The organism is Bradyrhizobium sp. 613_E4_N2_2, from assembly GCF_052075995.1.
In the GTDB taxonomy this organism is placed as follows: domain Bacteria; phylum Pseudomonadota; class Alphaproteobacteria; order Rhizobiales; family Xanthobacteraceae; genus Bradyrhizobium; species Bradyrhizobium barranii.
Genome location: NZ_CP197234.1, coordinates 8010459 through 8024014, shown reverse-complemented (window position 1 = coordinate 8024014; position 13556 = coordinate 8010459). Strand labels below are relative to the sequence as shown.

Below are 13556 nucleotides of genomic sequence, written 5' to 3'. Positions count from 1 at the left end.
GTCATGGCAGAGAAGCATACCGCCGATCCGGCAGAGATCATGCGGGCGACCGGTCATCCCGAGCTGGAATATGCCGCCGGCTGGACCATCGCCGGTCTGGTCACCATCGGCACAATCGTCGCCGCCTGGGTGTTCGCGATCTAGGCTATCGGAAACTGGAGCTCGAAGGCCGCGCCCTCGTCGGTCGGCTTCAGCTTGATCGAGCCGCCATGGCTCGCCATCACCGCGCGCGCGATCGCCAGCCCCATCCCGGTGCCGCCCTGGTCGCGGCGGGTGGTGAAGAACGCATCAAAGATCCTGTCGCGGTTCGGCGCCGAAATCGGCTCGCCGTCATTGCAGACCGTCACAAGCAGGGTCGTCCGCTCGTCCACCGCCTCCAGCCTGATGGTCCTCGCCCGGTGCCGCATCGCGTTGTCGGCGAGATGCGACAGCACGATCAGCGCCTTCTCGCCGGACATACCGATCGTCCGATCGAGGCGGCCGCTGGCCTCGATTGAGCTTGCCGGAAACCGGCTCCTGAGGTCGGCGATCACGGGCGCAAGCTCGGTGCGTTCGTTCTGCGGCAGGCTTTCGGCGCGGGCGAGCTCGCGCAGCCGCTGCGCCATCGCCTCCAGCCGCTGCGTGTCCGACAGGATGTTGGCGATGAACGTCTTCTGCTCGGCCGGCGTCAGGCCTTCCGGCTTTCCTTGAAACGAATCCTGCAACAGCTCGGCCGCGCCCTTGATCGAGGTCAGCGGCGATTTCAGCTCGTGGGTGAGGTGGGCCGAGAACGTCGCGATATAGTCCGAGCGCCGCGCCAGCTGCTCGGCCATGCCGAGAAAACTGTGCGACAGCTGGGCGAATTCGCGGGTGCCGTAATGCCGGAGCGGCCGAAACGCCTCGCGATCGCCGCGGCCGATGCGCGCGGCGCGGTCGATCAGCTCGCGCATCGGCAGCGTGATGGTGCGCGAGAATACGAGGCCGATCGCGATCGTGCCGAGGATGACGGCGAGCCCCGCCAGCACGAACTTGGCCCGCTCCTGGTAGAGATGGTCAAAGATGTTGCTCGGCGTCCGCGTGGTGTAGATCACCCCGGCGACGCGGTTGTTGACGATGACGGGCATTGCCGAGAACACGTGCACGCCGAGGCCGCGGCTGAACGAATAGATTGGCGGCGGCGGCCGATCCGGGACGCGGTTGCGCAGCGTGGCGCGGTACTGCCCGTGCAGCGCGTCCGCGACCTCCTCGATATGGGCGAGCGATTGCCCGACCTCGTAGCGCCCGGCGATCACCACGCCCTGCGGATCGAGGATGCGAAAGCCCGCCAGCGTCACCTTCTGGGTCTCGCGGATGATCGGCGTCAGTCTTGCGCCGATCTCGACATAGGCTGGCTGCGCCGGCTGGGGCGCTGCTTGCGCATCCGGCCGCCGCCGCAAGAGATCGTTAGCGGTGAGGTCGAGCGCGGGACGGATCGGGGTGACCTGGTCGCCGGGGTCGGGCAGCACGTTGGGCGGCACCTCGGCGCCGAGTGTCAGGCCGCTGTCGAGCCGCGCTGTGACCTCCTGCGCATAGATCGTCGCGAGCACGCGGCTCTGCGCAATCAGCTCGGCCTGGGTCTGGCGGATGAGCTGGTTGTCGTAGAGGCGGAAGAAGAACAGGCCGACCAGCGGCAGCACGCCGACGGTCGCCAGCACCGTGAAGATCACGAGGGTGAGCGACGGCCGCCATTTGTCGGGCGCTGCGCTCATGCCTCTTTCTCGCAGCGGCCGAGCTTGAAGCCGACGCCGTGGATGGTCTCGATCACGTTGTCGCAGGCCAGCGCCGCGAGCTTGGCGCGGATGTTGCGGATGTGGCTGTCGATGGTGCGGTCGGAGACCTGGATGTTGAGCTGATAGGCCGCCCGCATCAGCTGCTCGCGGTTGAACACCGAGGTCGGCCGGGTCAGGAACGCGCGTAAAATGCCGAACTCGATCGCGGTCAGCTTTAGCGGCGTGCCGGCGAAGGTCGCGACATGCTGTTCGGGATCGATCAGCAGGCCGCCTTGCGACAGCGCGCCCGGCCCGGCCTTGGCCTCGCCATTGCGCGGGCTGAGGCGGCGCAGGATGACGTTGACCCGCGCCACCAACTCGCGCGGGCTGAACGGCTTCGTCACGTAATCGTCGCCGCCAATCTCGAGGCCGAGGATGCGGTCGATCTCCTCGTCGCGTGCCGACAGGAACAGGATCGGCACGTCGGAGGTCTTGCGGATCTCGCGGCAGACGTCGAGACCGTCGAACTCAGGCATGCCGATGTCGAGCACGATCAGATCGGGCCTGCCGGCGGCAAAGCGGGCGAGTGCCTCCTTGCCGTCGCGCGCCTCGATCACGTCCATGCCGGCCTTCTTCAAGGCGACGCGGATGACCTCGCGGATGTGGCCCTCGTCGTCGACGATGAGAATGCGATGCGCCAAGAACCTCTCCGCTTCCTCAGCCTGCCTGCTGATCCTTCGCCCGCGCGTCCAGCCTGCGCTGGAGCCGCCAGCTCCGAAAGCCCCAGCTCCGCCAGGCCAGATCCTGGCGCTGCTGTTCTACAAGGCGGTCGCGGCGCGACACAAGGCAGCTCTCGGGGGCGCCGGGCCGGAGCAAGATGGCCTTGTCGATGGCAGGCAGCGCCTGCGGCCCGAGCGTCAGGAGATAGTTGATGTCGATCTGCACGCCTTTGCCCGATGCTTCCCGGCTGTGGGTGACATTGTAGTCGGCAATGAACGCATCGAAGTTCACAAGCGAGCAGCCATAGAGCACGATCGCCAGCGCGATCAGATTGGCACCGACCAGCCATTGGTTGGACCGGTTGAGCGCGATGCGCGCCAAGATCAGGACCAGCCCGAGCGCCACCAGCCCCATCCAGATGAAGGCCGCGATCCGCCAATAGGTCAGCATGTAGATGTCGACATAGAGATCGAGGCGGAGGATGGAGGAGGCGACGAGCAGCACGTTCTGCCCGACCCAGAGATAGACCAGCGGCCGGATCACCTTCGATTTCTCGGCCGCCCCGCCCGGGCGCATCGCGACCAGCACGAAGGCAGCGGCGAGCAAAGCCGTCGCTATCAGCGGATAGGCGCCGCGATGGGCGTAGGCCGCATAGGTCAAATTGTCGGGCAGCGCCACATGGCCCCAGAGATAGATGCCGTCGAGGATGGACTGCGCCGCGAACAGCAGGTTGAACAGGATCAACGAGCGCAGAATGGTGGAGGGGTTCAGAAATTCGGCCGAGACCAAGGGCGGGAGCGGGGGCGGCACGGGGCCGTCGGCAACGGCGGTGGTGACAATCGTCCTGCGCCGCCAGCGCACATGGATGAACGGCCAAACCAGCGCCAGCATCATGGCCCAGAACAGCAGGCGCGGGATGCTGATATATTCGAGGATGAGCTTTGGATTGAGCAGGGACACCCACTGCTCGATCACCGGATTGGCCGCAGCGAACAGCGCGACGAAGACGGTGCTGAGCGTTGCCGGGAGCAGCCAGAGTGCAAGGCCGCGGGTGAACGCCGACATGTTGAAGACCTGGAGCGCCTCGAGGAAGAACCTGAAGGGACCGAACAGGACAAAGTTGCGCAGCGCGCGGGCACGCTCCGTGAGCTCGGTCGTTTCCGGATTGGTCGCGATCAAATGCGCAATGGCCAGCGCCATGGTGAGGATCAGGAAGGACAGCATGTTGAGCTCCTCGATGGCCGGAACGAGGCCGGCGACGAGAATGGCCGTGCCGATCATGGCGCGCCGCAGATCCAGGGCCGCATGATTGAAGAGCACCGACACGCAGGCCATCGCGATCGCAAAGAGCGTCAGCGACAGCCCGATCCGCTGGCCGTAGAACAGCCAGTCGGCGAGCGTGGCCAGCACCAGCGCGAGGCCGACCTTGGCCGGGATCGAGGAATGCCTGATCGGCTGGATTTCCGCTGCTATCGTCGAAGCCAGGCTCGTCATGTCCAAATGACCTTTCGTGATGGGTGGCATCACGAAGTCTGAACGGCGCTTGTGCAGAAGGCGGGACCATCGTCTGCACGGTTTCAGGAGTCTTTTGCAGTTTTCGTGCAGGCGCGCGTTTGCCTCTCGCACAGCGTGATTCGCTTTGATAGGTGCGAAGCATTCGCCACTCATAGCGTGTGACGCATCATGCAATTCCTCGGTCGTATCGGTCTCGTCCTGCTCTGGCTGGCCGCGCCTCTCGTCGCATTCGCGGCCGCCAACAAGAACGATCCCTATCTGGTCCCGCTGCGCGGCGCGGGAAACCTCGCGCTTGTCGTCGCAAGCCTCGCGATCGTCATCCTGCTGCTACGCAAAGGGCGTTGGCGTACCATCGCGGGCAAGCTGCTCGTCGTGCTCTGGTGCCTGCCGCCGGTCCTGATGTCGGCGGCGCATCTGAAGTTCGAGCTGCGCAAGCACGACGTGCTCGCCGCGAGCGCCACCGAGGCGCGTCAGCTCGGACCTCACTTCATGGTGGGCTATTCCTCCTTTCCCGAGGTTGCGCGCCTTGCCGAGCAGGGCTTGATCGGCGGCGTCTACGTGACCCGGCGCAACATCCACGGCCGGACCGTCGAGACGTTGCGCGCCGAGATCGCGGCGCTCCAGGACAAGCGGCGCGCCGCCGGCCTGCCGCCGCTGGTCGTTGCGGCAGACCAAGAGGGCGGCATCGTCGGACATCTCGCGCCGCCGCTGACGAAGGTGCCGGCGCTGGCGACGCTCAGCGGGCTCGCCCCCGACGAACAGCAGGCCAGGGCCCAAGAGTTCGGCCGTATCCACGGCCGCGAGCTCGCCGGGCTCGGCGTCAACCTCAACCTCGCGCCGGTGCTCGACCTCAAGCCGCCGGTTCGGCGCAATCGTCTCGATTTTCACACGCTGATCGGTCAGCGCGCGATCGCGACCGACCCTGCCGTCGTCAGCACGATCGCGAGCGCCTATGTGCGCGGGCTGGAAGAGTCAGGCGTCGGTGCTACGCTGAAGCATTTTCCCGGCATCGGCCGCGTCCGCACGGACACGCATCATTTCAGCGCCAAGCTCGATACGCCGGTAAAAGAGCTCGAAGCCACCGACTGGCTGCCGTTCCGCGAGGTGTTGTCGCATTCGCGCAGCGCGCTCATGGTTGGGCACGTGACGCTCACGACCGTCGATCCCGATCGCGCCGCCTCGCATTCGAAACGCGTTATTGATGGCATCATCCGCGACAAGTGGGGTTACCAGGGCATGGTGATGACCGACGACCTCGTGATGGGTGCGATCTACCAGCACGACGTCTGCAAAGCCGTGGTCGAGGCGATCAACGCCGGCGTCGATTTGCTGCTGGTTGCCTATGACGGCGCGCAATTCTACCGGGTCTTCGCCTGTGCGCTGGATGGGGCGCGGCAGGGCAAGCTCGACGCCGCGATGCTGCGCACCAGCGCGGCACGGTTGGCGCTGGGCTTTCCGACCGAGCAGGCGCGGGCCGCCTCGGACGTCGTCCGCGTTGTCGAGCGGCATCAGCCCTTCGCGAACTGGCGGTAGTCGGGTTCGCGGTGAAACCAGAACTCGTAGCCGGTGATGGCCTTCTGCATGGCGACGTCGTGGATCGGCTGGTTGAGCGGAACGACGGGAACGTCGCGCATGCAGAGCGCGATGAAATCCTTCACGCACCGGTCGTATTCCGCCGCATCCGCCGTGAAGCGCGCCTTGTCGATCAGCGCGTCCATCGCCTTGTTCTGGTATGACGAGATGTTGAAGATCGAATTGTTGCCGTGGAAATTCCAGTAGAAATAGTACTCGGGATAATCGAGCCAACCGCTGAAGCGGTTGAGCGCGAGCGGCAGCTCCTTCTTGTTCAGCGTCGTGCGCCAGTTCGCGCCGGGGATTTTTTCGATGGACGCCTTGATGCCGATCTTGGCGAGGTTCTCCTGGATCAGAATGGCGGTCGGCTCGCCGACGGTCGCAGTGCCCGTGTCGAGCGACAAGGTCGTCTCCAGGCCAGACTCAAAGCCTGCTTCCTTCATCAACGCCTTGGCCTTGTCGAGATCGGTGACATAGGGAAACGGCTGCGGCCAGACCGGCTTTGAGACTTCGGCGGCTCCGCCATACATAGGAACGGCGCGGCCGAAGAACGCGCTGCTCTGGATCTGCTCATAAGGCATCGCCCAGGCGATGGCCTGCCGTAGCTTCACATTGTCGAACGGCGGCTTCGCCGTGTTGAGTGCGATGTACCAGAGCGCATTCGGGATCGGCACCCCCGATACCTTGACCTTGCCCTCCCGAATGATCTGCTCGAAATCGCGCGGCGCAAAGCCGCTGGAAATATCCGCATCGCCCCGCTCCAGCATCGCGCGGCGCGTGCCGGCCGAGGGGACGTCGCGCGCGATCACGCGCCTGATCTTCGGCAGCGGTCCGCTCTTCCAGTCGTCGAAGCGCGCCAGCACGGTCTCGCTTCCTGGCTTCCAGCTTTCGATCCTGTAGGCGCCGCCACCGGCCTCGTTGGTCCTCAGCCAAGCCAGCGCCCAGGGATCTTCCGCCGTCGCGTTCTTCTTGGCGAGTTCGGAATTGATGATAAAGGGCACGACGACGGCGACGTTGAACAGCAGCATCTTGTCCTTGCGGATATAATCGATACGGAAGGTGTGATCGTCGACCACCACGAACTGCTCGGGCTTCTCCAGCGAACCCGCCGACATCTGGAAGGTCGGAAAGCCGCCGACCTTCACGGCGCGGTCGAACGACCATTTGACGTCCTTGGCGGTAACAGGCGTGCCGTCGTGGAATTTCGCGTCCTTGCGAAGCTTGAAGGTGCAGGACATGTCGTCGGCTGCGACCTCCCAGCTCTCGGCGAGTTCAGGCGCGAGCTTCTCGCGATCATAGGACGCGGTCCCGTCGGGCAACGTCTTGGAGGCGTAGGTCAGCAGGCGGTCGTAGCAGTTCCAGGACAGGCCGTTCACGGTCTGGTTGGAGCCGACGCCCTGCATGTCGAGCGAGTTCGGCCCGAGCTCCTGCACCACCAGCAGTGTCTCGCTACGCCCTTGGGCAGTGGCGAAGCGAGGTGCGATGGCGGTCAATCCAGCTGCGCCAAGGCCTCCCAGCAACACATTGCGGCGGCTGATGTCGAAAGACGATGCATTCATCGATGCCTCCTTGAGCCAATTGCGACCAAAGGAGGCAAGCGCCATGCCAGTAAATGCGACGCATGGTGTCGCAGCCCGCTGTGCCCGCGGAACGGTCCGGCGCGTCGCTCATGGCGTCTGCTTCATGTCGGTCGCGAGATAGTCCACCAGAGCGCGCACCTTGGTCGAGGGGCGGCGGCCACCCGGGAAGACGGCGTAGACGTCGATGGGCGAAAGCTTGTAGCTCTTCAACAGGGGGACCAGCGTGCCGGCGGCGATCTCGGGTCCGGCCATGATTGGCGATGTGATCGCGATGCCGAGCCCCGCCTGCACACAGGCGAATACGCCGGGGCCGGAATCGGTGGTGATGCGGCCGCGGACATCGACCGATGTCTCCGTTCCGTTCCGCGTGAACGACCAACTGGTGCGGCCGGACTGGCCTGGTCCGAAAATGCAATCGTGGGACGCGAGGTCCGCCGGCGTTTTCGGTGTGCCACAGATGGCAAGATAAGACGGCGATGCCACCACGAGGCGCGGCAATATCCCGAGACTTCGCGCGCCAAAGCCGGAGTCGTTGAGCAGGCCGAGCCGAATGGCGACATCGGTCCCCTCGGCGACGAGGTCCTGGCGTTCGTCGACCACGGATAGCTCGACGCGCAGCAGCGGATGCGCAGCCAGGAATTTCGGCAGGCGCGGGATGATGTTCCGGGCGCCGTACATGACGGGCATCGTGATGCGGATCGTGCCACGCAGCGAGTCGATGCCGCGCGCGGCGTCCTCGGCGTCCTCGATATCGGCCAGCACTTCGCGTGCGCGGGTGAGGAACAGCGCGCCGGCGTCGGTGACGGTGATGCGGCGCGTGGTTCGCAGCAGCAGCTTGACGCCCAGCCGGGCCTCCAGCTCGCCGATGATGCGGGACACCGAGGGCTGCGACAGGCCGAGCTCGCGTGCGGCCTTCGAAAAGCTGCCGCTCTCCGCCGCGCGGACGAACACGGCCAATTCTTGCAGTCGATCACTCATTTGAAATCCAGATAAATGTTGTCCGTATCGACCGTATACCCCTTCATTTTCAAATGATCCAGATAGGACGGGCCAACAGCAAAAGATGGAGCTACCCATGGCCCTGCAAGACAAACTCGATGCCTTCAAAGCCGACTTCGAAGCCGGCCGCTTCCCGCTCAAGCCCAGCAAGGAGGCGCTCGACACCATGCACCGCGCCACCGCCGAACTGATCGCGAGCGGCCAGGCGCAGCGCGCCAAGAAGGCCGGCGACGCCGCGCCGGAATTCATCCTCAGGGATCCCGACGGCAAGCAGGTCGCGTCGCGCGACCTGCTCGCGAAGGGACCGCTGGTCGTGTCGTTCTATCGCGGCGTCTGGTGCCCGTATTGCAACCTCGAGCTCCAGGCGCTGCAGGAGACGCTGCCGGAGATCGCCGCGCGTGGTGCGAGCCTCGTTGCGATCTCGCCGCAGACAGCGCCGAACAGCCGCAAGTCGGAGCGCGAGAACAAGCTGTCGTTCCCGATCCTGAGCGACGTCGCGAGCGGCCTCGCCGACGCCTTCGGCATCCGCTTCGCGCTGCCGGCCGATCTCGTCTCGCTCTACAAGTCCTTCAAGAACGACCTGCCGACGTTCAACGACAATCCGGCCTGGGTGCTGCCGATGCCCGCGCGCTACGTCATCGGCCGCGACGGCATCATCGCCTATGCGGAGGTGAACCCGGACTATACGCAACGCCCCGATCCGTCCGAACTGTTGCCGGTGCTCGACCGGTTGCGGGCCGGCAAGGCGGCCTGATCGTTACGGCGTCACCGCTCCGCGTGTGACCGCACGCGGGGCGGTCAGTTGCTTCCACGTCGAGTTGGCGACATGCACCGGCGAGAACGCCGGACGCTCGACATAGTGCCCGTCGCCGGCCTCGGCGCGCAGATCGCCAGCCTTCCAGACGATGCGGCCACGCGACAGCGTCGCGGCCGGTCCGCCGGTGCAGGCAAAGCCTTCGAACACGTTGTAGTCGATCCGGCTCATCTGCCGCTTCGCGCTGATGGTCTTGCTCGCCCTGGGGTCCCACACCACGACATCGGCGTCCGAACCGACGGCGACGGCGCCCTTGCGCGGGTAGATATTGAGGATGCGCGCGATGTTCGCCGAGGTCACCGCGACGAATTCTTCCTTCGTGAGCCGCCCCGTCGCGACGCCCGCGGTCCACAACAATGCGAGCCGATCTTCGAGGCCGCCGGTGCCGTTCGGGATCTTCCTGAAATCGCCGAGCCCGAACCGCTTCTGCTCGGTGGTGAAGGCGCAATGGTCGGTGGCGACCACCTGGAGCGAGCCTGATTGCAGGCCGGCCCAAAGACTGTCCTGATGCGATCTGTCGCGGAACGGCGGCGACATCACGCGCTGCGCGGAATGATCCCAGTCCCTGTTCTGGTACTCGCCGGCATCCAGCAGCAGATGCTGGATCAACGGCTCGCCGTAGACGCGTTTCCCAGCAGCCCGTGCGCGGGCAATCGCCTCATGCGCTTCGCGGCAGCTCGTGTGCACGATATAGACCGGCGTGCCCGTCATGTCGGCGATCATGATGGCGCGGTTGGTGGCCTCGCCCTCGACCTCCGGCGGCCGCGAGTAGGCGTGGCCCTCGGGGCCGGTGACGCCGCGCGCGATCAGCGCTTCCTGCATCAAGGCGACGACGTCGCCGTTTTCCGCATGCACCACCGGCATGGCGCCGAGATGGGCGCAGCGCGCGAACGAGTTGTAGAGCTCGTCATCGTTCACCATTAGCGCGCCCTTGTAGGCCATGAAATGCTTGAAGGTGTTGATGCCGTAGGTTTTGACCACGGTCTCCATCTCGTCATAGATCTGCTTCGACCACGACGTCACCGCCATGTGGAAGCCGTAGTCGATCGCCGCCTTCTCGGATTTGTGCCGCCACTCCTGATAGGCCGCGAGCATCGACTGGCCGGGATCGGGCAGGCAGAAATCCACCACCATGGTGGTGCCGCCGGTCAGCGCCGCCTTCGTCCCGGATTCGAAATCGTCGGCGGTCACCGTGCCCATGAACGGCATTTCGAGATGGGTGTGCGGATCGATCCCGCCCGGGATGACATAGGCGCCGCCGGCATCGACGATCTCCGCGCCCGTCGGTGCATCGAGCGATGTTCCCATCGCGACGATGGTCTCGCCGTCGATCAGCACGTCCGCACGGCGCGAATGATCATGATTGACGACGGTGCCGCCGCGGATGAGGAGGGGCATGGGAGACTCCGGAGAGAGGACGAGATGCGGCGAAAGCTAAGCGTGCTGCCAGCGATGCGACAGGCGAAATTTTAGTCAGGCGTCGCCGCCGGTTTCGCTGCGCTCTCTCGGCTTCTACGCCGCCCGCGCGATCAAGCCGTCGATCATCGCCCGCACCAGGCCCGCGATTTCCTTCCGCAGCGCCGGCAGCGGCACGGCGACCAGCCTCTGCTCGAGCCCCAGCGCCACCATGCCATGCACGGCCGAGAACAGGCTGCGTGCGGTGATGCCGAGCTCTTCGGTCCCTCTGTCCGGAAACAACGCTGCCAGCGGCGCGTAGATGTGGCGGAACAGCTGCAACTGGTCGTCGACGGACCAGTCGGGGACTTCCTTGCCGGGCGCCATGCGATGCTCGAACATTGCGCGCCAGAGCTCGAGATTTTCTGCGGCGAAATCGCAATAGGCGATCGCGATGCGGACCAGCGTCTCCTGCGGCGACGGATTGCCCGCGCTCACCGCCGCGCTGAGCACCTTGTCGAGCCGGAGTAACGTGCGCGAGCCGACGCGCAGGACCAACTCGTCCACGTCGGCGACGAGATTGTAGACCGCGCCATTGGCGCAGCCGATCTCGCGGGCGAGATCGCGGGTTTTGAGACCCGCCAACCCGCGCTCAGCGATCATCCGCTCGGCCGCCTGGATCAGGTCGGCCCGCAATTTCTCTCGACGTTCCAAGGCTTTAGTCATTTATTAATCAAATTCTTGAGCGACGCTCAAATATTTATTGAACGATGTTCAAGGTTTCTGCTACAAACCATCTGTGAGCAACGCTCATAACAGGGAGCAGCAAATGTTCAAGACCGTAGTGACACTTTTCCGCGGCAGCGTGGCCGCCGCAGGCGAGGAACTGGAAGACCGTACGACCCTTCTGATCCTCGACCAGCAGATGCGCGACGCGGCCGCCGCCGTCGAGCGCAGCAAGCGGACCCTGGCGCTGGCAATCGCCCAGGACCAGCAGGAAGGCCGCAAGCTCGAGGCGACCGTGGCCCGCATCGCCGACCTCGAGACCCGCGCGGTTGCGGCGCTCGACGGTGGCCGCGAGGACCTCGCCAAGGATGCTGCCGAAGCCATCGCAGGCTTGGAGGCCGATCGCGATGCGGCGATGACCGCACGCGCATTGTTCGCGACCGAGATCATCAGGCTGAAGCGCCACGTCGCAAGCGCGCAGGCCCGCATCACCGAGCTCGATCGCGGCCGTCGTGTCGCCCGTGCCTCGGAAGCGGTGCGCTCGCTTCGTCGCAGCGGCATTGAGGCGGCACGCCCTTACGAATCCACGCTGCCGGAGGCGGAGAGCACCTTGAGGCGCCTGCGCGACCGGCAGATGGAAGCCCAGGCCGCTGACGACGCGCTGGTCGAGCTCGATGCGGCCAGCGGTCCGCTCGCCACCGCCGAACGGCTCGCCGAGCAGGGCTTTGGCCCCCGGCTCAAGACGACCGCGGACGACGTGCTGGCGCGGTTGAAGTCCAAGCGCATGCCGACCGCCTGATCCCAAACCCAATCATCATTCGAACCAACAGGAGACCATCATGAACCAGAACGGCCAGCCCCACAGCAGCGCCTGGGTGACCTTCACTTACGCGTCCTTCGCAGCCTCCGCGTTCCTCGTCGCCATCGGCATCTTCTTCCTGCCGATCGATCTCTGGATGAAGGGATATCTCACCATGGGCATCGTGATGCTGATCCAGACCTGCATCACCTTGACCAAGACGGTGCGCGACAATCACGAGAGCAGCCGGCTGGTGAACCGGATCGAGGATGCCAAGGCCGAGCGACTGCTGATGGAAGTGTCCAAGGCGGCTTGAGGCGAGAGCGCATAAAAGCGCGAAATAGCTGCAGTATGGAGCGGCGGATGCCGTAGCATCCACCGCTCGCGCCGTGAGACCATCCACCATCGAGCGGTCGCCGCGTGCGACGAATCGCGGATCTTCATATCGCGCCTGCGAAATGCAACCGAGCCATGACGGATCGCGCGGGCGGGCGACCTTGCGCGCCGGCACGGGCAGGGGCACTCTGCGCAAGCGGCGCACAAGAACGCCGCCAATAAGATTGCACGAGGAAGCTCCATGGCGGTGACGCGGATCGACTGCGACATCCACCCGGCGGTTGGTGGCACGCGCACGACGCTGCTTCCTTATCTCAGCGATCACTGGAAAGAGCAGGTCGTGAGCCGCGCCATCGACGGGCTTGATCTCACCTCCTATCCGCCGAGCATGCCGCTGACCGGCCGTGCCGACTGGCGGCCGGCCAATGGCGTCAAGCCCGGCTCCGACCTCGCCATGGTGCAGAAGGGCGCCTTTGATCAATTGGGCGCCAGCCACGCGATCCTCAACGTGCTCTATGGCGCGCAGGCCGTGTTCGACGCCTACATGGCGGCAGACTTCTGCAAGGCTATCAACGACTGGATCGCCGCCGAATGGCTGTCGCGCGATCCGCGCCTTCGGGCCTCCATCGTGGTGCCGATGCAGGATCCGGATCTCGCGATCGAGGAGATCGAGCGCCGCGCCGGCGACAATCGTTTCGTCTCCATCCTGGTATTGGCGCAGGGCGAGACGCTGTTGGGTCGGCCGCATTTCTGGCCGGTGTACCGGCTCGCCGAGAAGTACCAGCTACCGCTGGCGATCCATGCCGGTACGCAATATCGTCAGGCGCCGAGCTCGGCCGGCTGGCCGTCGCACCGCTACGAATATTACTTCGTCGAGGCGCAGGCGTTTCAGGCGCAGATCCTGAGCCTCATTTATGAAGGCGTTTTCGGCAAGTTTCCCAACCTGAAGGTCGTGCTGATGGAATCCGGCGTGAGCTGGCTGCCGGCCTTCATGTGGCGCGCCAACAAGACCTGGCGCGGCGTCCGCGTCGAGGTTCCCTGGGTCGAACGCGAGCCGGCTGCAATCATCCGCGACAATTTCCGCGTCACCATGCAGCCCTTCGATGCGCCGGGCGACGCCAAAAGCGTCGAGGAGATCATCGACCAGATCGGCTCGGAAAAGATGTTCCTGTTCGCGTCCGACTATCCACACTGGCAGTTCGACGGCGACGATCCGATTCCGCCGAACCTGCCGAAGAGCATCATCGCGAAGATGTGCGTCGACAATCCGCTGGAGACGTTTCCGCGGTTGTCGCTGAATTGACGCATGATCCGGAAAAGTGGGTACCGGTTTTCCGATAAGATCATGCGCAAACAAAAAGTTTGGAGGATCG

The 13556-nt window shown here is 64.9% G+C and carries 13 protein-coding genes; 6 read left to right on the top strand and 7 right to left on the bottom strand.

Annotated features, from left to right (window positions below; all coding sequences use genetic code 11):
- The first annotated feature begins 3 nt into the window (after positions 1–3).
- Positions 4–144 (top strand): hypothetical protein, encoded by a 141-nt coding sequence (locus AB7290_RS38020; RefSeq protein WP_007597071.1) that lies wholly within the window; start codon positions 4–6, stop codon positions 142–144.
- Here AB7290_RS38020 and AB7290_RS38015 read toward each other — a convergent pair.
- Genes AB7290_RS38015 through AB7290_RS38005 form a run of 3 tightly spaced genes read right to left on the bottom strand, consistent with a single transcriptional unit; the run spans position 141 to position 3941 of the window.
- The gene (locus tag AB7290_RS38015) at positions 141–1727 is read right to left on the bottom strand and encodes an ATP-binding protein (protein ID WP_085403427.1); all 1587 of its coding nucleotides are present in this window, start codon (positions 1725–1727) and stop codon (positions 141–143) included. The two genes, AB7290_RS38020 and AB7290_RS38015, sit on opposite strands and share 4 nt — an antisense overlap.
- Complete coding sequence (locus tag AB7290_RS38010; protein WP_085403426.1) at positions 1724–2428, bottom strand: response regulator; 705 nt, start codon at positions 2426–2428, stop codon at positions 1724–1726. The genes AB7290_RS38015 and AB7290_RS38010 overlap by 4 nt, the downstream gene beginning before the upstream one ends.
- A 16-nt stretch (positions 2429–2444) precedes the next feature.
- On the bottom strand, positions 2445–3941 hold the full coding sequence (locus AB7290_RS38005) for a DUF4153 domain-containing protein (RefSeq protein ID WP_085403425.1): 1497 nt from the start codon (positions 3939–3941) through the stop codon (positions 2445–2447).
- Positions 3942–4130: 189 nt separating this feature from the next.
- On the opposite strand from AB7290_RS38005, the gene AB7290_RS38000 reads away from it, so the two are divergent.
- Positions 4131–5495, top strand: a complete 1365-nt coding sequence (locus AB7290_RS38000) for a glycoside hydrolase family 3 N-terminal domain-containing protein (RefSeq protein ID WP_085403424.1) — start codon at positions 4131–4133, stop codon at positions 5493–5495.
- On the opposite strand, the gene AB7290_RS37995 is transcribed toward AB7290_RS38000, so the two are convergent.
- A complete protein-coding gene (locus AB7290_RS37995) occupies positions 5471–7093 on the bottom strand; it encodes an ABC transporter substrate-binding protein (protein WP_085403443.1) in 1623 nt (540 codons plus the stop codon). The two genes, AB7290_RS38000 and AB7290_RS37995, sit on opposite strands and share 25 nt — an antisense overlap.
- Positions 7094–7201: 108 nt before the next feature.
- The gene (locus tag AB7290_RS37990) at positions 7202–8092 is read right to left on the bottom strand and encodes a LysR family transcriptional regulator (RefSeq protein WP_071909447.1); all 891 of its coding nucleotides are present in this window, start codon (positions 8090–8092) and stop codon (positions 7202–7204) included.
- Positions 8093–8189: 97 nt separating this feature from the next.
- Between AB7290_RS37990 and AB7290_RS37985 the strand changes: the two genes are divergently transcribed.
- On the top strand, positions 8190–8867 hold the full coding sequence (locus AB7290_RS37985; RefSeq protein WP_085403442.1) for a peroxiredoxin-like family protein: 678 nt from the start codon (positions 8190–8192) through the stop codon (positions 8865–8867).
- 3 nt (positions 8868–8870) lie between these two features.
- Here the strand turns inward: AB7290_RS37985 and hydA are convergent, their stop codons facing one another.
- Positions 8871–10325, bottom strand: coding sequence for a dihydropyrimidinase (hydA, locus tag AB7290_RS37980; protein ID WP_085403423.1), 1455 nt, complete (start codon positions 10323–10325; stop codon positions 8871–8873).
- A 114-nt stretch (positions 10326–10439) separates the two neighbouring features.
- The gene (locus AB7290_RS37975; RefSeq protein ID WP_085403422.1) at positions 10440–11048 is read right to left on the bottom strand and encodes a TetR/AcrR family transcriptional regulator; all 609 of its coding nucleotides are present in this window, start codon (positions 11046–11048) and stop codon (positions 10440–10442) included.
- 103 nt (positions 11049–11151) lie between these two features.
- On the opposite strand from AB7290_RS37975, the gene AB7290_RS37970 reads away from it, so the two are divergent.
- From AB7290_RS37970 to AB7290_RS37960, 3 genes are all read left to right on the top strand, one after another.
- Entirely contained in the window at positions 11152–11847 is a 696-nt protein-coding gene (locus AB7290_RS37970; protein WP_085403421.1) for a PspA/IM30 family protein, read from the top strand.
- A 40-nt stretch (positions 11848–11887) separates the two neighbouring features.
- Entirely contained in the window at positions 11888–12163 is a 276-nt protein-coding gene (locus AB7290_RS37965; RefSeq protein ID WP_014491840.1) for a YiaA/YiaB family inner membrane protein, read from the top strand.
- Between the two features lie 261 nt (positions 12164–12424).
- Positions 12425–13486 (top strand): amidohydrolase family protein, encoded by a 1062-nt coding sequence (locus AB7290_RS37960; protein WP_085403420.1) that lies wholly within the window; start codon positions 12425–12427, stop codon positions 13484–13486.
- Positions 13487–13556: the final 70 nt, after the last annotated feature.

What these genes read in the sequence shown, in the direction of transcription:
- AB7290_RS38020 (WP_007597071.1), top strand. Translation starts at nt 4, where the DNA reads ATGGCAGAGAAGCATACCGCCGATCCGGCAGAGATCATGCGGGCGACC.
- AB7290_RS38015 (WP_085403427.1), bottom strand. Translation starts at nt 1,727, where the DNA reads ATGAGCGCAGCGCCCGACAAATGGCGGCCGTCGCTCACCCTCGTGATC.
- AB7290_RS38005 (WP_085403425.1), bottom strand. Translation starts at nt 3,941, where the DNA reads ATGACGAGCCTGGCTTCGACGATAGCAGCGGAAATCCAGCCGATCAGG.
- AB7290_RS38000 (WP_085403424.1), top strand. Translation starts at nt 4,131, where the DNA reads ATGCAATTCCTCGGTCGTATCGGTCTCGTCCTGCTCTGGCTGGCCGCG.
- AB7290_RS37995 (WP_085403443.1), bottom strand. Translation starts at nt 7,093, where the DNA reads ATGAATGCATCGTCTTTCGACATCAGCCGCCGCAATGTGTTGCTGGGA.
- AB7290_RS37990 (WP_071909447.1), bottom strand. Translation starts at nt 8,092, where the DNA reads ATGAGTGATCGACTGCAAGAATTGGCCGTGTTCGTCCGCGCGGCGGAG.
- AB7290_RS37985 (WP_085403442.1), top strand. Translation starts at nt 8,190, where the DNA reads ATGGCCCTGCAAGACAAACTCGATGCCTTCAAAGCCGACTTCGAAGCC.
- hydA (WP_085403423.1), bottom strand. Translation starts at nt 10,325, where the DNA reads ATGCCCCTCCTCATCCGCGGCGGCACCGTCGTCAATCATGATCATTCG.
- AB7290_RS37975 (WP_085403422.1), bottom strand. Translation starts at nt 11,048, where the DNA reads ATGACTAAAGCCTTGGAACGTCGAGAGAAATTGCGGGCCGACCTGATC.
- AB7290_RS37970 (WP_085403421.1), top strand. Translation starts at nt 11,152, where the DNA reads ATGTTCAAGACCGTAGTGACACTTTTCCGCGGCAGCGTGGCCGCCGCA.
- AB7290_RS37965 (WP_014491840.1), top strand. Translation starts at nt 11,888, where the DNA reads ATGAACCAGAACGGCCAGCCCCACAGCAGCGCCTGGGTGACCTTCACT.
- AB7290_RS37960 (WP_085403420.1), top strand. Translation starts at nt 12,425, where the DNA reads ATGGCGGTGACGCGGATCGACTGCGACATCCACCCGGCGGTTGGTGGC.